This is a genomic window from Bradyrhizobium oropedii (genome assembly GCF_020889685.1).
GTDB lineage: Bacteria > Pseudomonadota > Alphaproteobacteria > Rhizobiales > Xanthobacteraceae > Bradyrhizobium > Bradyrhizobium oropedii.
In genome coordinates this window covers 115,665-138,997 of sequence record NZ_JACMYO010000002.1, presented here as the reverse complement: position 1 = coordinate 138,997, position 23,333 = coordinate 115,665, and the positions used below count along the sequence as shown (strand labels likewise).

23 protein-coding genes and 1 pseudogene are annotated in these 23,333 nt (G+C 65.3%); 12 read left to right on the top strand and 12 right to left on the bottom strand.

Annotated elements, in window-relative coordinates; translation table 11 throughout:
- The 3 genes from H8A95_RS01755 to H8A95_RS01745 form a co-directional block, all read left to right on the top strand.
- A partial coding sequence (locus tag H8A95_RS01755; protein ID WP_476727251.1) for an ATP-binding cassette domain-containing protein occupies positions 1-297 on the top strand: 297 nt, incomplete at its 5' end.
- A 165-nt stretch (positions 298-462) separates the two neighbouring features.
- Positions 463-1,581: a branched-chain amino acid ABC transporter substrate-binding protein gene (locus H8A95_RS01750; RefSeq protein ID WP_229181519.1), complete on the top strand. Its 1,119-nt coding sequence runs from the start codon at positions 463-465 to the stop codon at positions 1,579-1,581.
- 231 nt (positions 1,582-1,812) lie between these two features.
- Positions 1,813-2,808 carry a P1 family peptidase gene (locus H8A95_RS01745; protein ID WP_229181518.1) on the top strand — a complete coding sequence of 332 codons (996 nt, stop codon included), beginning with the start codon at positions 1,813-1,815 and terminating at the stop codon, positions 2,806-2,808.
- Between the two features lie 191 nt (positions 2,809-2,999).
- Here the strand turns inward: H8A95_RS01745 and H8A95_RS01740 are convergent, their stop codons facing one another.
- Positions 3,000-3,839, bottom strand: a complete 840-nt coding sequence (locus tag H8A95_RS01740; protein WP_229181517.1) for an EF-hand domain-containing protein — start codon at positions 3,837-3,839, stop codon at positions 3,000-3,002.
- A gap of 251 nt (positions 3,840-4,090) precedes the next feature.
- On the opposite strand from H8A95_RS01740, the gene rpe reads away from it, so the two are divergent.
- Positions 4,091-4,792 (top strand): ribulose-phosphate 3-epimerase, encoded by a 702-nt coding sequence (gene rpe, locus H8A95_RS01735; protein ID WP_229181516.1) that lies wholly within the window; start codon positions 4,091-4,093, stop codon positions 4,790-4,792.
- Positions 4,793-4,805: 13 nt separating this feature from the next.
- Here rpe and H8A95_RS01730 read toward each other — a convergent pair whose 3' ends face one another.
- The 7 genes from H8A95_RS01730 to H8A95_RS01705 all read right to left on the bottom strand — a co-directional run bounded on the left by H8A95_RS01730 (position 4,806) and on the right by H8A95_RS01705 (position 10,529).
- Positions 4,806-6,260 carry a serine/threonine protein kinase gene (locus H8A95_RS01730; protein WP_229181527.1) on the bottom strand — a complete coding sequence of 485 codons (1,455 nt, stop codon included), beginning with the start codon at positions 6,258-6,260 and terminating at the stop codon, positions 4,806-4,808.
- Positions 6,261-6,280: 20 nt separating this feature from the next.
- Positions 6,281-7,021 carry a metallophosphoesterase family protein gene (locus H8A95_RS01725; RefSeq protein WP_229181515.1) on the bottom strand — a complete coding sequence of 247 codons (741 nt, stop codon included), beginning with the start codon at positions 7,019-7,021 and terminating at the stop codon, positions 6,281-6,283.
- Between the two features lie 106 nt (positions 7,022-7,127).
- The gene (locus H8A95_RS01720) at positions 7,128-7,721 is read right to left on the bottom strand and encodes a TetR/AcrR family transcriptional regulator (protein WP_229181514.1); all 594 of its coding nucleotides are present in this window, start codon (positions 7,719-7,721) and stop codon (positions 7,128-7,130) included.
- Positions 7,718-7,852 carry a hypothetical protein gene (locus H8A95_RS43700; protein WP_274617361.1) on the bottom strand — a complete coding sequence of 45 codons (135 nt, stop codon included), beginning with the start codon at positions 7,850-7,852 and terminating at the stop codon, positions 7,718-7,720. The genes H8A95_RS01720 and H8A95_RS43700 overlap by 4 nt, the downstream gene beginning before the upstream one ends.
- A gap of 625 nt (positions 7,853-8,477) precedes the next feature.
- The gene (locus H8A95_RS01715) at positions 8,478-9,083 is read right to left on the bottom strand and encodes a hypothetical protein (protein ID WP_229181513.1); all 606 of its coding nucleotides are present in this window, start codon (positions 9,081-9,083) and stop codon (positions 8,478-8,480) included.
- Positions 9,076-9,765 carry a hypothetical protein gene (locus H8A95_RS01710; protein WP_229181512.1) on the bottom strand — a complete coding sequence of 230 codons (690 nt, stop codon included), beginning with the start codon at positions 9,763-9,765 and terminating at the stop codon, positions 9,076-9,078. The genes H8A95_RS01715 and H8A95_RS01710 overlap by 8 nt, the downstream gene beginning before the upstream one ends.
- The gene (locus tag H8A95_RS01705; RefSeq protein ID WP_229181511.1) at positions 9,762-10,529 is read right to left on the bottom strand and encodes a MotA/TolQ/ExbB proton channel family protein; all 768 of its coding nucleotides are present in this window, start codon (positions 10,527-10,529) and stop codon (positions 9,762-9,764) included. Before H8A95_RS01705 ends, H8A95_RS01710 begins: the two co-directional genes overlap by 4 nt.
- Before the next feature lie 249 nt (positions 10,530-10,778).
- On the opposite strand from H8A95_RS01705, the gene H8A95_RS01700 reads away from it, so the two are divergent.
- The 3 genes from H8A95_RS01700 (at position 10,779) to H8A95_RS01690 (ending at position 14,235) form a co-directional block, all read left to right on the top strand.
- Positions 10,779-12,149: a histidine kinase gene (locus H8A95_RS01700; RefSeq protein ID WP_229181510.1), complete on the top strand. Its 1,371-nt coding sequence runs from the start codon at positions 10,779-10,781 to the stop codon at positions 12,147-12,149.
- A gap of 16 nt (positions 12,150-12,165) precedes the next feature.
- The gene (locus H8A95_RS01695) at positions 12,166-12,819 is read left to right on the top strand and encodes a response regulator (RefSeq protein ID WP_229181509.1); all 654 of its coding nucleotides are present in this window, start codon (positions 12,166-12,168) and stop codon (positions 12,817-12,819) included.
- A gap of 243 nt (positions 12,820-13,062) precedes the next feature.
- Positions 13,063-14,235, top strand: coding sequence for a M20 aminoacylase family protein (locus tag H8A95_RS01690; RefSeq protein ID WP_229181508.1), 1,173 nt, complete (start codon positions 13,063-13,065; stop codon positions 14,233-14,235).
- 62 nt (positions 14,236-14,297) lie between these two features.
- On the opposite strand, the gene H8A95_RS01685 is transcribed toward H8A95_RS01690, so the two are convergent.
- Together H8A95_RS01685 and H8A95_RS01680 are read right to left on the bottom strand one after the other, a co-directional pair.
- On the bottom strand, positions 14,298-15,323 hold the full coding sequence (locus tag H8A95_RS01685) for an agmatine deiminase family protein (protein ID WP_229181507.1): 1,026 nt from the start codon (positions 15,321-15,323) through the stop codon (positions 14,298-14,300).
- A gap of 86 nt (positions 15,324-15,409) precedes the next feature.
- Entirely contained in the window at positions 15,410-15,973 is a 564-nt protein-coding gene (locus H8A95_RS01680) for a cytochrome b (protein WP_229181506.1), read from the bottom strand.
- Positions 15,974-16,154: 181 nt separating this feature from the next.
- On the opposite strand from H8A95_RS01680, the gene murI reads away from it, so the two are divergent.
- From murI to H8A95_RS01655, 5 genes and pseudogenes are all read left to right on the top strand, one after another.
- Positions 16,155-16,952 carry a glutamate racemase gene (gene murI, locus H8A95_RS01675; protein ID WP_229181505.1) on the top strand — a complete coding sequence of 266 codons (798 nt, stop codon included), beginning with the start codon at positions 16,155-16,157 and terminating at the stop codon, positions 16,950-16,952.
- 58 nt (positions 16,953-17,010) lie between these two features.
- A complete protein-coding gene (locus H8A95_RS01670) occupies positions 17,011-17,793 on the top strand; it encodes an HpcH/HpaI aldolase family protein (RefSeq protein WP_229181504.1) in 783 nt (260 codons plus the stop codon).
- A 284-nt stretch (positions 17,794-18,077) separates the two neighbouring features.
- Positions 18,078-18,468: pseudogene (locus H8A95_RS01665) on the top strand (cupin domain-containing protein).
- A 319-nt stretch (positions 18,469-18,787) separates the two neighbouring features.
- Positions 18,788-19,405 carry a 30S ribosomal protein S4 gene (gene rpsD, locus H8A95_RS01660; protein WP_229181503.1) on the top strand — a complete coding sequence of 206 codons (618 nt, stop codon included), beginning with the start codon at positions 18,788-18,790 and terminating at the stop codon, positions 19,403-19,405.
- Positions 19,406-19,497: 92 nt separating this feature from the next.
- Complete coding sequence (locus tag H8A95_RS01655; protein ID WP_229181502.1) at positions 19,498-20,565, top strand: threonine aldolase family protein; 1,068 nt, start codon at positions 19,498-19,500, stop codon at positions 20,563-20,565.
- Between the two features lie 116 nt (positions 20,566-20,681).
- On the opposite strand, the gene H8A95_RS01650 is transcribed toward H8A95_RS01655, so the two are convergent.
- Positions 20,682-21,944: a serine hydrolase domain-containing protein gene (locus tag H8A95_RS01650; RefSeq protein ID WP_229181501.1), complete on the bottom strand. Its 1,263-nt coding sequence runs from the start codon at positions 21,942-21,944 to the stop codon at positions 20,682-20,684.
- Between the two features lie 82 nt (positions 21,945-22,026).
- Positions 22,027-23,310: a serine hydrolase domain-containing protein gene (locus H8A95_RS01645; protein WP_229181500.1), complete on the bottom strand. Its 1,284-nt coding sequence runs from the start codon at positions 23,308-23,310 to the stop codon at positions 22,027-22,029.
- Positions 23,311-23,333 lie beyond the last annotated feature (23 nt).

The following is a 23,333-nucleotide window of genomic DNA, read 5'->3' as shown; positions in this document are numbered from 1 at the left end:
ATGCTGGCGATCGGCCGCGCCCTGATGAGCCGGCCGCGGCTCCTGATGCTGGACGAGCCGTCGCTCGGCCTCGCGCCGCTGATCGCGCGGCAGATCTTCGACGCCATCCGCACGCTGAACCGGCAGGACGGCCTCACCGTGCTGATCGTCGAGCAGAACGCCAACCACGCGCTGAAGCTCGCCCATCGCGGCTATGTCATGGTCAACGGCCTGATCACGCTGGCAGGAACCGGCGCCGAATTGCTGCAGCGCCCGGAAATCCGCGCCGCCTATCTGGAAGGCGGCCGCCGCGGCTAGCTGCACGTTCCGTGCCGCCCCTGCAGCAAGATGCAGCTGATGCAGCGTCGATTTGCCTGAAAATTGCCGGTGACTTCGCCGCGAAATCAGCCGAGAATGCCCGCGGTTTTGGGGCCCGGCGTGCCGGGCCCTTCCGCAAGAGGCAACGACCACGAGGGACGTCTCATGAAATCACTGAAGCTGATCGGCCTGGCACTGGGCGCGTCGTTCGCACTATCGGCGAGCGCGTTCGCGCAAGACATCACCATCGCAGTCGCGGGCCCGATGACGGGCTCCGAATCCGCTTTTGGCCGGCAGATGAAGAACGGCGCCGAGCAGGCGGTCGCCGACATCAACGCCGCCGGCGGCGTGCTCGGCAAGAAGCTCGCGCTGGAAGCCGACGACGATGCCTGCGATCCGAAGCAGGCGCGCTCGATCGCCGAAAAGATCGGCTCCGCGAAGATTCCGTTCGTGGCCGGCCACTTCTGCTCGTCGTCGTCGATCCCGGCCTCCGAGGCCTATGCCGACGCCAACGTGCTGCAGATCACCCCGGCCTCGACCAACCCGCTGTTCACCGAGCGCAAGCTCTGGAACGTGGCGCGTGTCTGCGGCCGTGACGACCAGCAGGGCCTGGTCGCCGCCGACTACATCATGAAAAGCTTCAAGGGCAAGAACGTCGCGATCCTGAACGACAAGACCACCTACGGCAAAGGCCTCGCCGACGAGACCAAGAAGGCGCTGAACAAGGCCGGCTTCCAGGAGAAGATGTTCGAGTCCTACAACAAAGGCGACAAGGACTTCAACTCGATCGTCTCGCGCCTGAAGCGCGACAACATCGATCTGGTCTATGTCGGCGGCTACCATCAGGAAGCCGGCCTGATCCTGCGTCAGATGCGCGACCAGGGCCTGCAGACCGTGCTGATGGCGGGCGACGCCATGAACGACAAGGAGTTCGCCTCGATCACCGGCCCCGCCGCCGAGGGCACGCTGTTCACCTTCGGCCCCGATCCGCGCAACAAGCCGACCGCGAAGGCGATCGTCGAGAAGTTCAAGGCCAAGAACATCGATCCCGAAGGCTACACGCTCTACACCTACGCCGCGATGCAGGTGTGGACCCAGGCCGTCGCCAAGGCCGGCTCGACCGACGCCAAGAAGGTGATGGCCACCATCAAGGCCGGCGAGTGGGACACCGTGCTCGGCAAGATGGCCTTCGACGCCAAGGGCGACATCAAGGCGATCGACTATGTCGTCTACAAGTGGGACGCCAAGGGAAACTACACCGAGATCAATCCGAAGGGCTCCTGAGCCGCTTCCCATCCTTCGCCGTCATTGCGAGGAGCTCGGCGACAAAATTGCAAAGCAATTTTGCGCTGAAGCGACGAAACAATCCATCTTTCCGCGTAATCGGTGACAATGGATCGCTTCGCTCGCAATGACGGGGACAGAGTAATAGACGCTCCGGTCCGCCGGGGCGTTTTGCTTTGGTAGCGCGGCTGCTATACCGGATCGATCGGACAGCAGGCGGATGGACGCATCGTGAAAAACCTTCTCACCGATATTGCCGGCGTCAGCGTCGGCCACGCCGACGACGCCGTGATCGCCTCTGGCGTCACCGCCATCCTGTTCGAGCGGCCGGCGGTCGCCTCGATCGATGTCCGCGGCGGCGGTCCCGGCACCCGCGAGGACGCGCTGCTTGCCCCGCATAATGTCGTCGAGGCGATCGACGCCATCACGCTGTCCGGCGGCTCCGCGCTCGGGCTCGATGCGGCCGGCGGCGTGCAGGCCTGGCTCGCCGAGCGCGGCCGCGGCTTTCGCATCCGCGACGCGGTGATCCCGATCGTGCCCGGCGCGATCTGCTTCGACCTGCTCAACGGCGGCAACAAGGCGTGGGGGCGCTTCCCGCCCTATCGCGATCTCGGCTATGCCGCGGCGAACGCGGCCGCCGATGACTTCGCGCTCGGCAGCGTCGGTGCCGGCATGGGCGCCACCACCGCCAACCTCAAGGGCGGCCTCGGCTCGGCGTCGGCCACAACCGACGACGGCGTCAAGGTCGCAGCGCTTGCGGTGGTCAACGCGGTCGGCAGCGTCACGGTCGGCCACGGTCCGTGGTTCTGGGCGGCGCCGTTCGAGATGGGCGGCGAGTTCGGCGGGCGCGGCCTGCCGCCCTCGTTCAGTCAGGACATGCTCACGCCGCGGCTGAAGGGCGGTGCGGACGCAACGGCGGCCGAGAACACCACGCTCGTCGTGGTCGTGACCGACGCGCAATTGACAAAACCGCAGGCGCGGCGGCTTGCGATGATCGCGCAGACCGGCATGGCGCGCGCGATCTATCCGGTGCACGCCCCGCTCGACGGCGATGTGGTGTTCGCCGCGGCGACCGGCGCCAAACCGGTCGATCCGCTGTTCGGCCTGACCAAGCTCGGAGCGATCGCGGCCAATACGGTGGCGCGCGCGATCGCACGCGGCGTCCATTCAGCGACCGCACTGCCCTTCCCCGGCGCACTGCCGAGCTGGCAGGATCGGTTCGGCTAGGGCCGCGGCAGCAGTGTGCTCCCTCGCCCCGTTCTTACGGGGAGAGGGTTGGGGTGAGGGGCTGCTTCCGCATCGAGGGTGATAGACGGACTCGCGGAGACTCCCCCTCACCCGGAACGCATCTGGCGACGCGTTCCGGCCTCTCCCCGCACGCGGGGCGAGGCGTGGAGCTCGCGGTCGTGCCGCCTCAGTTACGCGCTGACCGACAGCGACGACGCAGCCTGCGCCGAGATCGCCTGCGACTGGCGCTGGATCAGCTGCTCGATGAAATTGTAGGACGAGGTCGCGTTGCTGCTGGCGGAGGATGAGGTCGTGCTGCTGGTGGTGGAAGCCGTGGCCGGCATCGTCATCGACACCTTGGAGCCGTCGGCATAGGTCGTCGTCGTCGTGGTCGAGCCGTCGCTGTTGGTCACCGACGTCGAGGTGGCGCCGTTCAGCGCCTGCATCAAGGGATCGGAGCTCGATCCACCCGAGCCGCTGCTGGAGCCGGATCCATCGGTCGAGCCGGTTTCCATGTGGTGGCGGTGATGGCCGCCGCCCTTGTGGCCTTGCAACGCCTGCGACATCTCGTCGAGGCTGACGCTGCCGTCGCCATTCTTATCGAGCTTGGAGAACACATCGTCGGCCTGCGCAATGTTGGTGCCGCCGGCGCCGAGCGCCTTCTCGAATTCCGTCTTTGTGATCTGGCCGTTGCCGTCGGCGTCGATCAGCGAGAACAGATCCTTCAACGCAGCCGACTGGCTGGTCGACGTGGTGCCGGTCGAAGCCGTGCTGGTCGATGCCGTGGTCTGCGTCTGGCTTTGCGCGTCGAGCAGCGCACTCATGGTCTGCGGCGAAATCTGCTGGGTGGCAGAGCCCGATCCGGCGCTGGTGCTGCTGCTGGTCGACGTCGATGTCGTGGTCGAGGGGGCGAACAGCCCCGTCGACTGGCTGCCTTGACTGGAACTGCCGGTCTGGGTCGTCGACTTCGACGACATCAGCGAGCTCAAAAGATCGATGGCGGATGACGCAGCGCCAATGGCAAATAACATGGCAATACTCCAACAAGGCCGCGCCCGGCGGCTCAAACGCTGATCAGTGGCTGAGCAAAGGGTGTGCCATGGCAAAAACCCAATAAAACCAGGCCTTGGCGCATCGATACGGGCTCCGGGCACCCGGCAAGAGCTGCCGCCGGCGGCAGAATTTTCCCGCTCGAAGGCTTCGTCGGCTCGCATTGCCCGCCACGCCTGCGCATGTTAGGCGGGATCACCCGTCGCCCCCTGAAGTCTTTCGGAACTGCGCTATGACTCAGTCATTCACCCCGCGTCCCCTCGTTATCGCTCCGTCGATCCTGGCGTCGGATTTCTCTAAGCTCGGCGAGGAGGTCCGCGCCGTCGACCAGGCCGGCGCCGACTGGATCCATCTCGACGTGATGGACGGACATTTTGTGCCGAACATTTCCTACGGCCCCGACGTCATCAAGGCGATGCGGCCGCACACCAGGAAGATCTTCGACGCCCATCTGATGATCTCGCCCTGCGATCCCTATCTCGAGGCCTTTGCCAAGGCCGGCTGCGACCACATCACGGTGCATGCCGAAGCCGGCCCGCATCTGCATCGCTCGCTGCAGGCGATCCGCGCGCTCGGCAAGAAGGCCGGCGTCTCGCTCAATCCGGCAACGCCGGCGAGCGCGATCGAATATGTGCTCGACCTGATCGACCTCGTGCTTGTCATGTCGGTCAATCCCGGCTTCGGCGGCCAGGCCTTCATCCGCTCGGCGATCGGCAAGATCTCCGACGTCAGGGCGATGACAGCGGGCCGTCCGATCGACATCGAGGTCGATGGCGGCGTTGCGCCCGACGTCGCGGGCCAGCTCGCCGCCGCCGGCGCCAACGCCTTTGTCGCGGGCTCTGCCGTGTTCAAGGGCGGCACGGTCGAGGCTTACAAGACCAACATCGCCGCAATCCGCCATGCGGCGGCCGAGGCGCGCGGCGAAGCGATCTGATCGTCCGGCGAAGCTAAAATACTGCGGGCGGCGTGACCGCGGCATTCGCCGCCTGGTCCGCCGCCTCTTCGCCGTCTGCTTGTGACAACAGGCGCGACGGCCGCACCACGGTCACCGTGCATGGCGCCTCCGCAGCGACTTTCGAGGACACGCTGCCGAGCAGCGCGCGCCGCATCGAGTTCTGCCGCGCGCCGATGATGATGTGGTCGACCAGATTGACCGCGGCGAATTCCAGGATGGCGGCTGCGGGATCAATCGCCTCCAGCACATGCACGGTCAGCCGGTTATCCCCGAGCCTGAACGGCCGCGCCCAGTGCTGGAGCGCCACCAGTCGATCGACGTGCTTGTTCTGGCCCTGCTCGTCATGACTGCGGTCGATCGCCAGGCGATTGAGCTTCAGCACGTTGACGCAGGCGAGCCGTGCCGATGGCGAGGTCGACAGCACCTGCTCGGCGATGGTGCGAATGGTCTGGTTCAGCGCCCCGTCGCCCTCGCCGATGTCGAGCGCGACGGCGACGATCGGGCTCGATGCGAGCTGCGCTGCGACATTGGACTTCGGCTGCGGCGGCGCCGCGCCGAGATTGAAGCGGCGACGCCAGACCGTAAGCAGCGGATCGCGATTGAGCCGCTGCGCCCGCGCGGTGAGCTTCACCTGTTCTGGATGGCCGAGATCGAAGGCGAGTTGTGCCGCGGTCGGATAGCGCGCCGCGGGGTCGATCTCCAGACACCGCAGCACGATCTCCTGCAACCACGGCGGATAGTCGGGCTTGAGCTTGCGCGGCGGATAGGGATCGCGCCACAGCCGCCGGCGCATGCCGCGCAGGGTCTCGGTCTCGCCGAACGGGCGGACGCCGGTGGTGAAGAAATAGAGCAGCACGCCGAGCGAAAACAGATCGCTGCGCGGATCGTCGCGCACCCCAAGCAGGCGTTCCGGCGCCATATAGGGCGCGGTGCCGTAAGGCAGGCGAAACTCCTCCTGCAACAGGTCGGGCAGATGCTGGTGATGCGAGAGGCCGAAATCGATCAGCACCGCCTCGCCGCGTTCGCGGAACATGATGCTGCTCGGCTTGATGTCGTGATGGATGACGTTCTGCCGGTGCAGGCTGGCGAGCGCGGTCGCGATCTTGCCGCCGATCACCCTCGCCTCCTCGTAAGCGATCGGCAGGGCGTCGAGCCGCTTGTAGAGCGTCTGCCCGGGGATCCGCTCCATCACCACATAGGCCTGACGCTCGAAGTCGCCGGTGCCGAAACAGGCCGGCACGTGCGGCCCCGACAGCCGCGGCAGGATCATCTGCTCCATCTCGAAGCTGACGATTGCAGCCGGATCCTCACCCTCAGAGGTCAGCGGCACCTTCATCAGCAACGGAACATTGATGCCCGGATGGGTGACGGTCCACAGCGTCGCCATGCCGCCGCGGTGCACCCGCTCGCCGATGGTGAAGCCATCGATCTCGGCGCCCGGCTGCATCGTCAGCGCAACCACTGGCGTCACCTGCCGAGCGACAGACGGTCGGCGAGCCAGAGCGGCAGGCCGCCCGCCTTGATCCGCGCTGCGGCGGTCGCGACGTCGTAAGGCACGCGGTGATAGGTGATCTCGCGGCTCGCGGTGTCGAACATCGCAAATGACGCGGCGGGATCGCCGTCGCGCGGCTGACCGACCGAGCCGAGCACCGCAAGCCAGCGCCGGCCCGTCAGCAATTGGATGGCGACGCCCGAGGTCGGGACGAAGCTCGTCATCTTCGCGGTGGAGGACATCGAGTAGAGACCGGGACGATGGATGTGGCCGCAGAACGTGATCTGCAACTCGGTCGCCATCATGCTGCGCGCGGCATCTGACGTGTCGCGGACATAGCGCCACTTCGCGGGGTCCGAGGCCTCGGAATGCACGTAGAGGCGGTTGTCCTCCTCGCGCATGATCGGCAGGCCCGCGAGGAACGCCTTCTGTTCGCCGCTGAGCCGGCTGCGGGTCCAGTCGATGGCGGCCTGCGCGTCGGCATTCATGCTGTCGCTGGGAACGCCGATCGCATTGTCATGATTGCCGCGTACTGCAACTGCGCCCTTCGCGACCAGGTCCACCACCGTGTCGACGGCCCATTCGGGATCGGCGCCGTAACCGACGATATCGCCGAGGCAGATCAGCCGCTCGGCGCCGCGCGCCCGCGCGGCATCCAGGCAGGCGGCGAAGGCCTGCCGGTTGGCGTGAATATCGGCAAAGAGTGCAAGCCGCATCGTGGTCCGCGTGACTTATCCTGCCCGATATCAAGCACACGCGGCCCCGGGCCCGCAATCGGGCCAAAGGCACCAGGTAGTCAGAGGATGTCGGAAGAACGATCGGCTAGTGCTTGCACACCCGCACGCCCCGCAGCAGCAGGGCGATCAGGGCGTCGATCCGCGACGGGCATTCGGGCTTGGCCCATTCCTCGGCATGCGCCGGGTGATGGTAGCGGACGGTCGCATCGAACACGGCACGTGCCGTCGTCTTGACGTCATCGATCTCGAATTCGCCCTGCGCGACGCCGTCGGACAGGATCTTCGCGATCAGATCGACCTGCTTGTCCTTGTAGGCTTCCACCACCTCGCGCGCGCCTTGCGCCAGCGCGAGGTAGGTCGCGAACATCTCCGGATCGTCGCAGACCTTCTTCTGCTTGATGTTGAAGGCGGTGCGCAGCCATTTCTCCAGCCGCTCCGGCGCGGGGCCCGAGCCGGCTGCGAGCTTGCACAGCGGCTCGTTGGCGCGGTCCAGCCAACGCTTGGCGACAGCGTCGCGCAGCGAGGCTTTGCTGGGGAAGTGACGGTAGACGCTGCCGTGGCTGACATCCAGCGCACGGGCCACGTCCACAACGGTGGCCTTGGTCAGCCCGAAGCGCCTCAAGACATCCTCAGTTGCCTCGAGGATCCGCTCGGGTGTCAAAACCACCGCCTCGTTCATGCGTTTACCGTCTGGTTATCGCTGTCCTGCCCGCGGGTGAACTTGGCGGCCTGGGCAGCCAAGTGACGGGCGACGCGAAGGTTGAGCCACTGTTGAATCTGGGTGGTCAATTGAAAGATTTCTATCGTCATGGAGGTAGTCCTTCGAGGTAATCAAATTAAAGTCCCGTTGTCCCGGCCAAAACGCCGGAACAGCCGCCGGGCGCCCTCCTCCCATTGGGCTGTTGAGTATATACACCATCCCGCTGACAGATTTCAATATCTGTCAGACAAACTTTGCGAGATGACAGCTATGCGGTCCGGCCGGCCTACCGGCCCTGCCGCCGGCCGTATGATGCTAACAACGTTTCGTGAGCAGCCGAGCGACCTGCCAATCCGTACCTACGTCCCGCCTCAGGGCTACCCGGGAGGCTCACATGGATCGTCCGATGACGTTGAAGGAGATCGCCAAGATCACCGCAGGCGCGGTGGCGTCGCTGGTCATTGTCGGCTGGCTGATGGTCCTCGCGATCGCGTTCCTGACAGTGCTGTAAGGCCGCCTCGCCGCACCGGAACCATATGCCGGAATCGAAAGGGGCCGCCTCACGCAGCGGCCCCTTTGCCGGGAAAATGGCTTCGGGATAAAATCTAGCCCCGGTTATCCCCAGGATACACCGTTCAGGGGATTGAGGAATTCCGGATGACTACTGTCCACGCCTCTGACTGATTATTGGCGATCCCTATTTTTGTGCCATCCCTTGATCAATGCGCCACCCTATCACTGCTCGTCCTTGGGCGGCATCCGCGGCGGTGGCAGCGGCGTGAACACCGATCCTTGGGCGCCGGCCGGCGGTGCCACGAACGTCCCCGTGGTGGAATCGCCGCCGGTGGTCTCCACGATCGTCTTCGGCGTGACGTACTCCCTGACGAAGTCCATGAGGGTCCCGTCGCCGCCACCGAAATCCGCCGCCCGCCCCCCTTGCGGATGCCCGGCCTTGATCTCGTTGTCGGCGGTGTGGGTCTGCTCGGCCAGTGCGTCGCTGTAGGGAATCCGGAAGGCGCGCGGGACGGCGCTCGGCCGGTTGTCCTCGTCGAGCTCCTCGACCCAGAGATAGATCGAGCCCGGGTCACCCTCCAGCGAATGCGGCTCCACGATCCGCGTCGACAGCAGCTTGAAGTTGGCCGGCAATTTTTCCGCAGACGCCCAGCCGAGCAGGCCGCGCATGCCGCCGAAGCTGACGAAGTAGAACGCGCTGGTCACGACGATGACGACAGCCTTCAGCGACCAATGCAGCCGCGCATAGACCAGCACGATCAGCAGCAGCGCAGCGATCACCGCGTAGGCGACCGCAATGGTGAGGATCACTGACTGCAAGCTAATCATTGCGGAGCACCCTGACCCCGGATTTCGGCACGCCGGTGTTCGGATCGAGGTCGGCGCCGTTGCGCCAGCTGCTGCGGAAGGTCTCGAGCAGCGATTTCGGCCGCCGGTCGACGTTGATCACCTTGCCCTCGGCGTCGAGACGAAACCGCACCGCGGTCTTCTCGTCGCCGGTGTGATCGACGGTCAGCTTGTCGTCGAAGATCACCTGCGCCGTCGGATTGAGCTTCTGCACCTTCACATTGGCCTGCACCGGCTCGCCGGTCGTGGCCTGGAAATGCGAGACGTTGACGGTGTATTCGCCGGCGACGATGCCACGCAAGGTGACGATCTCCTCGCGGATCGGAGATGCGATCTTCTTGCCGTTGACCACGATGAAGTCGTTGGCGCCGCCGCGATCGTCGCGGTCGAGCGTCAGGAAGCCGGCCTCGCGATGCCGGTACCAGGCGATGTTGCCGGCGGGATCCTGCACGAACAGGTCGAGATCGTCGGGATGATTATCCGGCCAGTCCATCGTGATGATGAACTCCGCCTTGGATTCGATCTTGCCTTCCTTGGAGTCCGGCGACACCGAAAGCAGCGCCAGGAAGAACAGGAAGGCGATCACCTGTAGCGCCTTGAACAGCATGACACCAAGGGGATCGAAAGATTCCTCGCGCGGATAGAGGCCGAACTCATCCATCATGGCGTCGTACCGAGGCGATTTTCCAGGGCCGGGGTGACGTGCGTCTCGGTCAGCACGACGGCATCGGAAAACACCCGCTGGGTCGCGGAATCCAGCATATAGTACTGGATCCGAACCAGGATCGATCCGATCAGCCCGGCGAGCGTCGTGTACATCGCCACCGCCATGCCGTCGCTCATCAGGCCCATCGAGGATTTCATCGCGACCTTGTCGGCGGCATCGAGCGAGGCGATCGGCGCCAGCATGATGATGAAGCCGATGATGGTGCCGAGCAGGCCGAGCTTCATCAGCGTGTCGGAGACGAAGGCGCCGAAGCCGTTGGACCCGCGCAGGCGGTCGGCCAGCGTGCGCAGCAGCAGGGTCTGGTCGATCCGCCCCTTGGCCTGCGCGTCGGCCTTCTGCACCAGGCTCTTGATGTGATCGGTGACGAGGCCTCGCGGCAGGCTGCGCGCATCCGCAGCCAGCGCTTTGGCGCCGTCGGGCGCGGCGAGGATCGCGCGGCAGGACCGCGCCACCTGGCCTTCCCGCGCGATCGCCCGCGTCCGCCAGAAGCAATGGATGCAGGTGACGATGTAGAGAACCGCGATGACGCTGGAGATGTAGGTGCGGTCGGAACTGACCAAGAGACGGATCAGCCCGTAGCGCCACAGCAGGAAGGCGGCGAAGATCGAAAGGCCGGTGAAGATCATCCAGAGCAGCAGGACGCTGCGCTCCGCCGCGTCCGTGCCGGCCGGTGCGGCCGCAGCCTCGACCTTGGCGTCCATGCTGCGTGAGCTCCCTGTGGCGATTGTTCCATGAGGCTCCGCGAGGACCTCACCTGCCGTTAGAGCAGAGCCGGCGGCCGCCGTCCAAAGACATCTGCCCAAGTTTGGTCGGGCAAATTTCCCGACCTGCACAGCTTGGCATGCTTGCGATTGGCGGGGAACAGCGGTGCTGTTAGCATCGCTCCGCTCGTTTGAGCATGAAACCGCGCCACACTTTTTCGGATCATGCTCTGGCCGTGGAGTGATCGCATGCGCCTCGTGCTTCAACTGGTCGCCCGCCTGCTCGTCATCGTCGCGCTGTGCCTTGGCGCAGCCACCGTCTGGGCCACGATCGACGCCTATCGCAGTGTCGATCGTGCCACCGAGGCGTCCGCGGAACGGATGTCGCAATCGCTCGAAGCGCTGTACTGGCGCGAATTGCTGCTGCGCAGCAACCGGATGCGCGAGCAATTGCTGCCGGCGCCGGACTGGCGCACCATCGAGACCATGGGCCTGATCGCGCCCGGGATCTGCGTGCAGTTCGAACCGGCGGGCGCCTTCGAGAAGCCGCTCTGCGGCCAGAGCAAGGGCATCGGCAAGGCGCCGCCGCGCTGGTTCGCAACCACCGTGCAGACGGTGCTCGGCGATCACGCCACCGTGGAGCGGCCGATCAGCGCCCGCGCCGCGACAGCGGGAACCGTCCGCGCCGTCGCCGATCCGGCCGCCGCGATCGCGCTCGCCTGGCAGCACATCCTGGACAACATCCATGTCGCGCTGTTGATGGCGCTCGCGATCGCGCTGCTCGCCTCGCTTGCGATCGCGCATACGCTGGCGCCCGCCCATTCGATCGTGTCGGCGCTCCGGCGCATGGCCGACGGTGATTACCGGACCCCGCTGCCGCGCGTCCGCTCGATGGAGCTCGCGATGATCGGACGCGCCGTCGGCGATCTCGGCGACCGCCTCGCGCAGGCCGAGGAAGAGCGCACGGTGCTGACGCGGCGCCTGCTCGAAATCCGCAGCGACGAACGCCGGACGCTGGCGCGCGAACTGCACGACGAGTTCGGCCAGAACCTGACCGCGATCCTCGCCTTCGCCAACACGATCGAGGCGAGCGCCGGGGACAAATACGCCGCCAGCACCGAAATTTCGCAGGACGCGCGGATGATCTCGCAGGCGACGCGCCGCATCATGGCCTGCCTGCGCGATACGCTGAATCGCTTGCGCCATCCGCCGGCCGAGGAGCTCGGGCTGGAGGCAAGCCTGGTCGATCTCGTCGACAGCTGGCGATCGCGTACGACGCAGCCGATGATCCAGCTCGATTTGCAGGGCGACCTCGCCGACATCAGCGGCACGGTCGCAGCCACCGCCTATCGCGTGGCGCAGGAGTGCCTGACCAATGCGCTACGCCACAGTGCCGCGCGCGAGATCGTGCTGCGGATCGAGCGGCGGACCGGAACCGAGAATGCGCTGCTGGTGCGCGTCGAGGACGACGGTGGCGGCGATGCGGCCAAGGTGGCGCAGTCGGCCGGCTTCGGCCTCACCGGCGTCAGCGAGCGCGTCGCCGCGCTCGGCGGCTCGCTGTCGATCGCGCGCGCCAGCCGCGGCCTCAGCGTCGCCGCCACGATCCCGCTCGCCGCCTGAGATGACGACCGCGAAGATGGCAACCGTGACGACCAGAGGCATCTCGATCCTGCTGGTGGACGATCATCCCGTCGTCCGTCAGGGCTATCGGCGCGTGCTCGAGCATCAGGACGATTTTCGCGTCGTCGCCGAGGCCGACAACGCCGCCAACGCCTACCGCGCATTCAAGTCGCACGCGCCCGATGTGGTGGTGATGGATATCTCGATGCCCGGCGCGAGCGGACTGGAGGCGATCCGTAACATCCGCGCGCGCGACGCCGACGCCCGCGTCCTCGTCTTCAGCATGCACAGCGAGGCGGCGCAGGTGAAGGCGGCATTCGGCGCCGGCGCCTCTGGCTTCGTCACCAAGGGCAGCGAGCCGGCCGAGCTGATCGCGGCGATCCGCTCGGTGGCGCGCGGCGAGCACGCGATGAGCGACGACGTCGCGCGGGTGCTCGCGTTGGAGAGCCTGGTGCCGACCAAATCGGCGCTCGACCAGCTCGGCGAGCGCGAGATCGAGATCCTCAGGCAATTCGCCGCCGGGAGCACCAAGGAGCAGATCGCCGCCAACCTCAACCTCAGCACCAAGACCGTGCAGAACTATCACTACCTGATCAAGGCCAAGACCGGCATGCGGACCGACGCCCAGCTGGTCCGCCTCGCCGTCGAATGCGGGCTGGCGAATTTGTAGCGGCTGCCCCGGTGAGCCCGGTAAAATCGGGCGCAGATCACAAGCTGAGACCTCCTCCGTCATTCCCGGCACGCGCACCGCGCGTGAACCCGGAATCTCGGGCCATAATCTCGAGATTGCAGCATTCGCAATTGCGAAATTGGGGTCGAATTGCCCCGGGATGACGGTCGCTTTCGCGTGACAAGCCGGCAGGTTACGCTACGCTAACCCGCTCTACGCAATCACAAGAAACGGACGCTTCCCATGCCCATCGTCAATCGCGTTGCCGCCCTCTCGGATGAAATGGCCGCCTGGCGCCATGACTTCCACGAGAATCCCGAGCTGCTCTACGAGGTCCACCGCACCGCCGGCATTGTTGCCGAGAAGCTGCGCGAGTTCGGCTGCGACGAGGTGGTGACCGGGATCGGGCGCACCGGCGTGGTCGGCGTGATCCGTGGCCGCAAGTCCAATTCGGGCAAGACCATCGGACTGCGCGCCGACATGGACGCGCTGCCGATCGTGGAGGCGTCGGGCGTCGACTACGCCTCGAAGATCCCGGGCAAGATGCACGCCTGCGGCCATGACGGCCACACCGCGATGCTGCTGGGCGCCGCGAAATACCTCACCGAGACGCGCAATTTCGACGGCACCGCGGTCGTGATCTTCCAGCCCGCCGAGGAAGGCGGCGCCGGCGGCAAGGCGATGGTCGACGACGGGCTGATGACCCGCTGGGGCATCCAGGAGGTCTACGGCCTGCACAACATGCCCGGCCTGCCCGAAGGTTATTTCGCGACCACGCCCGGCCCGATGCTGGCCTCGTCCGACACCTTGAAGATCGTCGTGCACGGCAAGGGCGGCCACGCCGGCGCCGCCCCGCACGAGGCGATCGACAGCGTGCTGATCGGCGCCCAGATCATCAACGCGCTGCAATCGATCGTGTCGCGCAATCTCGATCCGCTGAAATCGGCGGTCATCTCGATCACCATGTTCGAGGCCGGCAGCGCCTTCAACGTGATCCCGGAGACCGTCACGCTGGGCGGCACCGTGCGCACGCTCGATCCCGGGGTGCGCGATATGGTCGAGCGCCGGATCGGCGAGGTCGCCTCCAGTATCGCCAAGGCCTATGGCGGATCGGCCGAGACGGATTATGGACGCATGTATCCGGTGACGCTGAACCACGCGCGCGAGGCCGGCGTCGCCGCCGAGGTCGCCCGCGACGTGGTCGGCGCCGACCGCGTCAACGACAATCTGGTGCCGGTCATGGGCGCCGAGGATTTTGCGTTCATGCTGGAGGCGCGCCCCGGCGCGTTCGTCTTCCTCGGCATGGGCGATGGTCCGATGTGCCACCACCCCGCCTACAAGTTCAACGACAACATTCTCGGCCACGGCGCCTCCTACTGGGTGCGCCTGGTCGAGAAGCAGATGCCGGCCGGCTAGCGCCACGCGCGCAGCTCATGAACCCGGCCGCGATTGGTTCGCGGCCGGTGCGGCCTGCGTCATCAACGCGGCTGCTGTTGCGTGGTGCAGTGAATTCCACCGCCGCCGGCGGCGATGCCGTCGATGTTGAGCTGGATGACCTCGCGGTCGGCAAACAGCTCCCGCAGGATATCGCGCGCGTTGCGGTCGGCTGCCGCGTCGCCGAATTCCGGTGCGATCACGGCGCCGTTGCAGACGTAGAAATTGATGTATCCGGCGGCGAAATCCTTGTTGCCGTATTTTGCGCGCCAGGTTGACGGTCCGTGCAACACCACGACCTCCAGGCGCCGGCCCTTGGCATCAACAGCGCCGCGCAGGATCTCGAGGTGTCGTTTCGTGACCGCGTGGTCGAACGACGACGGGTCCTGTTCGAGGCCCGTGACGACGACGCCGGGACTGGCAAACCGTGCATAGAAGTCGGTGTGCCCGTCGGTGATGTCCTTGCCGGCAATGCCGGGCAGCCAGATGATCTTCTCCAGCCCGAGGACGCGAGACAATTCGGCCTCGCATTTGTCCTTGGACACACCCGGGTTGCGATTTGGGTTGAGGACGCAGCTCTCGGTGATGATGGCGGTCCCCTCGCCGTCGACTTCGATGCCGCCGCCTTCCAGCACCAGGCCGGCCTTGATGAATGTCGCCTTCGCAGCCCGGGCCACGTGTTCTGCGACCTCGGCATCGAGCGCATGGCGCTGCTTGTTGCCCCAGCCGTTGAAATTGAAGCCGACGGCACCGAGTTGCCCCGACGGATCCTTCACAAAGACCGGCCCGGTATCGCGCATCCAGACGTCATCGACCGGTCGAATGACGAGGCTGACCGTGGGACCGCAGAGCCGCTCGGCGATGTCGTGATCCTCCTCGCGCACCAGCATGTTGACGCGCTCATAGGCCGCGATGGCCTTGGCGATAGTGGCGAGATTGTCCCGCGCAACCGGCAGCAGCTTGCCGCCCCAGATCGCCGCGCTGGCGCCGAACGCCATCCAGGTGGCGGCATGCGGCGCGCCCTCGTCCGGCATCCGCCAGTTCGCTTGATCGAGTGCGGGATTGTCCACGAGCGTTCCGGCCGCGATGGCCGCCCCTGTTCAGGGTAGCGCGGTTGTCCCCGCGCCGGCGATCATTTTGGAACACCGGCCCCCGCCTAGCGGGCGCGGTCGACCTCACCCGCCCCCATCATCCGCGCAGCAACGCGATCGCGCTTGACGAAGTGGTGGTAGGCGACCGCGACGAGGTGCAGCACGATCAGCGCCAGCAGCACATAGGCGAAGAAGATGTGGCGCCCCTCATAGGCATCCGCCGCCGCCTTGTCGGGCGAGGTGATCTGGGGCACGTGGAACAGGCCGAAGAAGCTCGAATAGTCCTGGGCGCGGGAGCCGGAATGGGCCCAGCCCAGCATCGCCACCAGGACGGTGACGGCATAGAGTGCGCCATGGCTGACATGGGCGGCGATCCGCTGCCAGGCCGGCATGTCGGCCGGCAGCGCCGGCGTCGGATTGACGCCGCGCCAGAGCAGCCGCAGCACCGTGAACAGCAGCACCAGATAGCCGATGTCGGCGTGGATCGAGCGGTAGAAGAACTTGTCCGCCCGCGCCGGGATGTGGTTCATCCACCAGCCGTAGGCCAGCATGCCGATGATGGCGATGCCGAGCACCCAGTGGAACGCGCGGGCGAGCGAGCCCCAGCTCACGGTGGTATTGCGGATCATGGTCGATTGGTCCCCGGCAACCCGTTTGGATTTCACACGTCGCAGCAATAGTTTGCCGTGATACTTGCAGGTATTGACCAAGGCCATATGAAATTCCCGGCTTCACCGCCTTTTGTCGGCCCCAAAGGCCGGGCAGGCAAAGACAACTGAATGGTAACCCTGCTTCGGATAGAATTTCCGCGTGTCCACTCCCCCAACCATCCTGGTGTTCGATTCCGGCCTCGGCGGCCTCACCGTGCTGCGCGAGATTGTCCGCGCCCGGCCCGACGCACACTATGTTTACGTCGCCGACGACGCATTCTTCCCCTATGGCCACCACACCGAGGATGAGATCATCGCCCGCGTGGTGCCGCTGGTCGGCGAGCTGATCGAGACCCACGCGCCTGACCTCGTCGTGATCGCCTGCAACACGGCGTCCACGCTGGTGATGTCGCATCTGCGCGACGCTTACCGCCTGCCCTTCGTCGGCACGGTGCCTGCGATCAAGCCGGCCTGCGCCTCGTCGAAGACACGACGCGTCTCGGTGCTCGGCACCAGAGGCACTGTGAAACGGGAATATACCCGCAAGCTGATCTCGGACTTTGCGCAGGGCTGCGAGGTGACGCTGGTCGGTTCCGGCGAGCTCGCCTCGCTGGCGGAAGCAGCCCTCAGCGGCCAAACCGTGCGCGATGAGGACATCGCGGCCGAGCTTGAGCCCTGCTTCGTCGGCGCCGGCGTCAATGACCCTGCCCGCACCGACACCGTCGTGCTCGCCTGCACGCATTATCCGCTGTTGCTGGAACGGCTGTCGAGGCTCGCGCCCTGGCCGGTCGACTGGATCGATCCGGCCCCCGCAATCGCCCGTCGCGTCGCGGACCTGCTCGGCCCGGCCGGCACCGAGAGCGACGAGGCCGGCGCCGAGATGATCTTCACCTCGAAGCGTCCGCACAAGCTGAGCGAGGCGCTGACGCCATTCTTCGGCGGCCGCGTCCCGGCCTGAGCCTTTTGCTGTCACGCGGTGCTGCTAGTTTTGTCCTTGCTTCGCAGGAGGATCGCATTTGACCGCAGCCCCGCTGACGCCGCTCAACCGCCTGCGACAACAGTGGCGCGACAAGCGCCCGAGCTTCGGCGCAATTGCGACCATTCCAAGCATCCAGACCGTGCAGATCATGGCGCAGTCGCTGGACTGGATCATCGTCGATCTCGAGCACGGCCCGATCGATCTCGGCACCGCGCATGCGATGATCGTGGCGACCTCAGGCACGTCCTGCGTGCCGATGGTGCGGATCGCCGCCAACGAGCCGCATCTCGCCAAGGCGCCGATGGACATCGGTGCGCTCGGCATCAACTTTCCGATGATCTGCAATCGCGCCGACGCCGAGAAAGCGGTGCGCAGCGTGCGCTACCCGCCGCGGGGCGACCGGCTCTGGGGCCCGTTTCATGCGCCATTCCGCTGGGGGGTCTCGATGAACGATTACATGGCGACCGCCGACGACGACATGATCTGCATGATCACGATCGAGCATGTCGATGCCGTGAACCGGATCGATGAGATCATGGCGACGCCCGGCATCGACCTCGCGGTGATCGGCCCCGGCGATCTCGCCACCTCGATCAACAAGCGCGGCCTGCCTGACGATCCCGAAGTGGTCGCGCTGATGCAGCGCGCCGAGCAAGGCATCATGAAGAGCGGCGTGCCGATCGGCGGCGTCGCGCGCACCGCCGAGCAGGCCAACGCGATGATCGACCGCGGCTACCTCGCACTCGCGCTCGGCTTCGACTGGTCGCTGTTCCAGCGCGGCATCGCGGCTGCGTTCGCCGGGATCAAGCGCCAGGCGTGAAGCGAAGCCAACCACGCGCTTGGCGCAGTCGCCTGCCGCCGAAGAATATTCCGGCTTCGTCGTGAAGGAACCGCGGCCCGGCGCGCAGCATCTTCCTGCGGCGCAGCACCGCAATTGCCTAAACAGCCTGTAGGCTTCGCGTAAGCACGGCCGCGTCCAGTTTCACGACAGCCTGCGCTGTTAGATGAACGGACTAATCCCAATGTCGAAAGCGCACATCACACATCACCTGCTTTTCGCCGCGATTCCGCGCTGCCACACTCCCGCCGGTTGGGAGGAAATGCATGTTCAGAAAATTGCTGCTTGGTCTCACTGTGATCGCGTTTGCCGGTGCCGGCGCTGCTGTTGCGCAACAGAGCGGCATCAAGCGAACCCCGCTGCAGAAGGTCGATTTCCCCGCGGGCTACAACACGGTCACGGCGATTGCCGAGGTTCCGGCCGGGGGTGCGTCGGGGCGTCACAGCAATCCCGGTGTTGAAACCGGCTATGTGCTCGACGGCGAGCTCGAGCTCCTGATCGACGGCAAGCCGCCGTTGAAGCTGAAGGCTGGAGATTCCTACCAGATTCCCGGAAGGTGCGGTGCACGACGCCAAGACTTCCGGCGAAAAGCCGCTCAAGGTGCTCGGAGTCTACATCGTCAAGGCCGGCGAGCCCTTGGCGAAACCGGCGCCGTGAACCGAACCAAATTTGGCCTTTGGCGTCCGCGCGGCCAGAAATCGCCTTTGAGGGCCGAAATAGTCGATTTTGACGCCGATTCGGCCCAAAACGCCCCGCGTTTTGTTTGACAGAACCGGACTTTCTCCTTAAGACCACCCTTGCTCGCGGGCCGGTTTCGGCCCGCGATGCGTTTCGCGACCCGTGGTTCTCCCCGAGCTTTCGAGGCGAACCTGTCGGTACAGGCCTTTTGGCCGGTACACAGGAGGGCGCGTCTCCTCAAACCCTAGACTGACAAAACGCCGGGCGCTTCGTGCGACGGCTATCCAAAGAGGACGCGATGACAAAGCGCAGTGAGGCGAAGTACAAGATCGATCGCCGCATGGGCCAGAATATCTGGGGCCGCCCGAAGAGCCCCGTGAACCGCCGCGAATACGGCCCCGGCCAGCACGGCCAGCGCCGCAAGGGCAAGCTCTCCGACTTCGGCGTGCAGCTCCGCGCCAAGCAGAAGCTCAAGGGCTACTACGCCAACATTTCCGAGCGCCAGTTCCACGGCATCTATGTCGAAGCCAGCCGCCTGAAGGGCGACACCGGCGAGAACCTGATCGGCCTCCTCGAGCGCCGTCTCGACACCGTGGTCTATCGTGCCAAGTTCGTCGCCACGATGTTCGCCGCGCGCCAGTTCATCAACCACGGCCACGTCAAGGTGAACGGCCGCAAGGTCAACATCGGCAGCTACAAGCTGAAGATCGGCGACACCATCGAGGTCAAGGAAGCCTCCAAGCAGCTGACGCCGGTGCTGGAAGCCGCCCAGCTGCCCGAGCGCGACGTGCCTGACTTCCTCGAGGTCGATCACGGCAAGATGACCGCGAAGTTCGTCCGCACCCCGGCCCTCACCGACGTGCCGTTCCCGGTACAGATGGAGCCGCATCTGATCGTCGAATTCTATTCGCGCTGATCAGTTCAGCATTGCGAGTTTGGAAAGGCCCCGGTTTTGCCGGGGCCTTTTTGTTTGGCTAAAGTCGCGGCACATCGACCGAGAGAAACATCATGCACTACACCCCTGCCCCGCCCGATCCGAAGGCGCCCGCCGTCCGCATCAACCTGCTGTCGGACACCCAGACGAAGCCGACGCCGGCGATGCGCGAGGCGATGGCCAAGGCAGAGGTCGGTGACGAGCAGGTCGGTGACGATCCCACGACCAACGAACTCTGCGCCCGCGTCGCCGATCTGCTCGGCAAGGAGGCTGCCGTTTTCATGCCATCGGGCACGATGTGCAACGTCGCGGCGACGCTGGCCTATTGCCGCCCCGGCGACGAGATCCTGGCGCACGCGACCGCGCATATCATCGCCCGCGAGGGCGGCGCGCATGCCGCGCTCGGCGGTTTCCAGATCACGCAGCTGCCGGGCGATGACGGCCAGTTCACGCCGGAGACCTTCCGCGCGGCGCTGCATCCACGCACCCGCTACCAGCCGCCGCAGGTGCTCGTCAGCGTCGAGCAGACCGCCAATATCGGCGGCGGTACGATCTGGAAGAAGGCCGCACTCGACGAGGTCGCGCGCATCGCCAAGACCCATGGGCTCGTGACCCATATGGACGGCGCGCGGCTCCTGAATGCTACCGTCGCATCCGGCATCTCGCCGCGCGACATGACGGCCGGTTGGGATTCGGCCTGGATCGATTTCTCCAAGGGCCTGGGCGCGCCGATCGGCGGCGTGATCGCCGGCACACGCGCCTTCATCGACGACGTCTGGCGCTGGAAGCAGCGGCTCGGCGGCTCGATGCGGCAGTCCGGCGTCTGTGCCGCCGCCTGCATCTACGCACTCGATCACCACGTCGACCGCCTCGCCGACGATCATGCCAATGCGCGGGCGCTGGCGCGCGGGCTGTCGCAGATCAACGGCATTGCAGTGCAGGCGCCCGAGACCAACCTCGTCTTCTTCAAGCCCGACGGCGCCGGCGTATCCGGCGACAAGATGGTCACCGAGCTGCGCAAGCGCGGCGTAACGCTGGCAATGATGGACGGCCGGATCAGGGCCTGCACGCATCTCGATGTCACCGCGGCCCAGATCGAGGAAATGATCGGCCACGTCAGGGATATCGTTCGCGCGGCGTAGCTCCCACACTGTCATTGCGAGGAGCGGAAGCGACGAAGCAATCCATGTCTCAGCAAGTGGCGGGATGGATTGCTTCGCTCTCGCTCGCAATGACGAGAAGATGGTCTTGCCCGGATCTACCTTCCCATCGCCTGGTAGATCAGCGTCTTCAGCTCCTGCTGGATCCGGCCGCGCTGTGACGGCGTCTGCACCATGAATATCCCGAACAGATCGTCCGCGGGATCGATGAAGAAGAACGTGCCGCCGACACCGTCCCAGCGATACTCGCCCAACGGCCAGGATGTATTCGCCGGCACCGAGGTGCGGACCGCGAAGCCGAGGCCGAAGCCGGAGTTCGGACCGGGATAATAGTTCTTGTCGCGCACGACCCCGGTTTCCGGACCGATATGATCCGACGCCATCAGCGCGATGGTTTCCGGCTTCAGATAGCGCCGGCCCTGATAGCTGCCGCCGTTCAGAAGCATCTGCGAGAAGCGCGCATAGTCGCCGATGGTGCCGACCAGGCCGCCGCCGCCGGATTCGCGCCGCAGCGGCTGGCGCGGGTCGCTGATGTCAGCGATCGGGCTGAGGTTGCGATCCTTCGGCATCGGCTCGGCGATCAGCGGCCATTTCGCGCGGTCGGCGACATAGAACGCGGTCTCGTTCATGCCGAGCGGATCGAGCAGCCGCTCCTTCTCGACCTGAAACAGGGATTTGCCTGTTATCACCTCGATGATGCGGCCGAGCACATCGGTGGAATGGCCGTAGTCCCATTGCGTGCCGGGTTGCTCGGCGAGCGGCATCGCCGTGAGCCGCGCCACGAATTCGGCATTGTCGGGATCATTGTCGAACAGGCCGGCATCGGCGTAGGTCTTGTTCACGACACCGCCGCCATAATAGCCGTAGGGCAAGCCTGCCGTGTGGCGCATCAGGTCTTCGATGGTGACCGGCCGCTTGAGCGGCTCCAGCGTCATCGACGGCTTGCCCTCGTCGCCACGCTTCTCCACGCCGACCTTCATGTCGGCAAAGGCCGGGATGTATTTCGACACCGGATCGTTGAGGGCAAGCTTGCCCTCCTCCACCAGCATCATCGCGATGACCGTCGTGATCGGCTTCGACATCGAATAGAGACGGAAGATGGTATCCGCGCTCATCGAGAATTCGGTGGCGACGTCACGGACTCCGAAATTCTGGTAGTAGACCGGCTTGCCATGCTGTTGCAGCAACAGGATCGCACCGGGTAGCTTCCCGGTCGCGACCTCGTTCCCGACATAGGCGGAGACCTTGGCGAGGCCTTCCGCCGAAAAGCGGTGCGCGGCCGGCCCCGGCGAGCCGGCCTTTGCAACCGTCGTGATGGACGCGAGCGCGAGTGCCGCGACGAACGCGCGGTAGCCACGCATCCGAGCGCATGATCCGCTCCGATTGAATCGGATCATGCTCGTGTTCTTTTGTTTTGACGCGTTTTCTTCACTCGAAAACGCTCTAATTTTGCAACGCTTCATAGACGAGCTGCTTCAACGTCCGCTGGATACGCTGGCGCTCGCTCGGCGTCTGCTCCAGCAGGACGAAGAAGAAGTCCTGCTTGCGGTCGATGATGTAATAGCAGCCGCTGGCGCCATCCCATTTCAGCTCGCCGAGATCGCCGGGCGGCGGCGGCTTCGCGGTGCCCGGATCGGTGCGCACCGCGATGCCAAGGCCGAAGCCGAAGCCGTCGCCGGGAAAGTAGAAGAAGTCGCGCTCGACGCCGGAGCCCGGACCGACGCGGTCGGTCGTCAGTTCCTTGAACGTCTCCGGCTTCATGATGGTCTTGCCGTCGAGGGTGCCGCCATTGAGCAGCATCTGGGCGAAGCGCGAATAATCCGCCATGGTCGAGACCATGCCGCCGCTGGCGGATTCCCATTTCTTGACCTTGGTCGGATCGTTGACCCGGCCGACCCGGAAATCGCTGTCGTTCGGCATCGGCTCGGCCATCAGCTTCTGCTTCTCGGGATCGGTGACGAAGAAGCCGGTGTCTTTCATGCCGAGCGGGCCGAGCAGCCTTTCCTGCTCGATCGTCGAGAGCTTCTCGCCGGTGGTCACCTCCATCACGCGCGCCAGAATGTCGGTGGAATGGCCGTATTGCCAGAGCGCGCCGGGCTGGTTGTGCAGCGGCAGCTTGGCGATCCGCTCGGCGAATTCGGCGAGGTCGAAATCACCGCCATAGATGTTGGCTTCCTTGTAGGCCTTGCGGACCAGGCTGTCGCCGTAGAAGCCGTAAGTGATGCCCGACGTATGCGTCATCAGATCGAGGATCGTGATCGGCCGCTTCAGCGGTACCAGCTCGAGCGTCTTGGTGCCGTCCTCGGCCTTCTTCTCGACCCCGACCTTCATGTCGGCGAAGGAAGGAATGTATTTCGAGACGGGATCGTCGAGCTTGTACTTGCCCTCCTCCAGCAGCTGCATCGAGGCCACGGCGGTGATCGACTTGGACATCGAAGCCAGGCGGAAGATGGTCTTGTCCGTGATCGGCACCTTGCTGACCACGTCCTGCACGCCGAACGCCTCGTGATAGACGGGCTTGCCGTGCTGCTGAATCAGGACGATGGCGCCCGGAATCTTTCCGGTCGCGACCTCATTCTTGAAGAACTCGCTGATCTTGGCGAGCTTGTCGGGATTGAAATGGGCACCCGCCGGAATCTCATAGGTGCCTTCGGTGTGCGAGAACGCCGGCGCCGCAAGCACCACCGCGGCAGCTGCGGCCGCGGACGTCAAACGAAATGAATGCATTCTATTGATCCCTCCCCGGATAT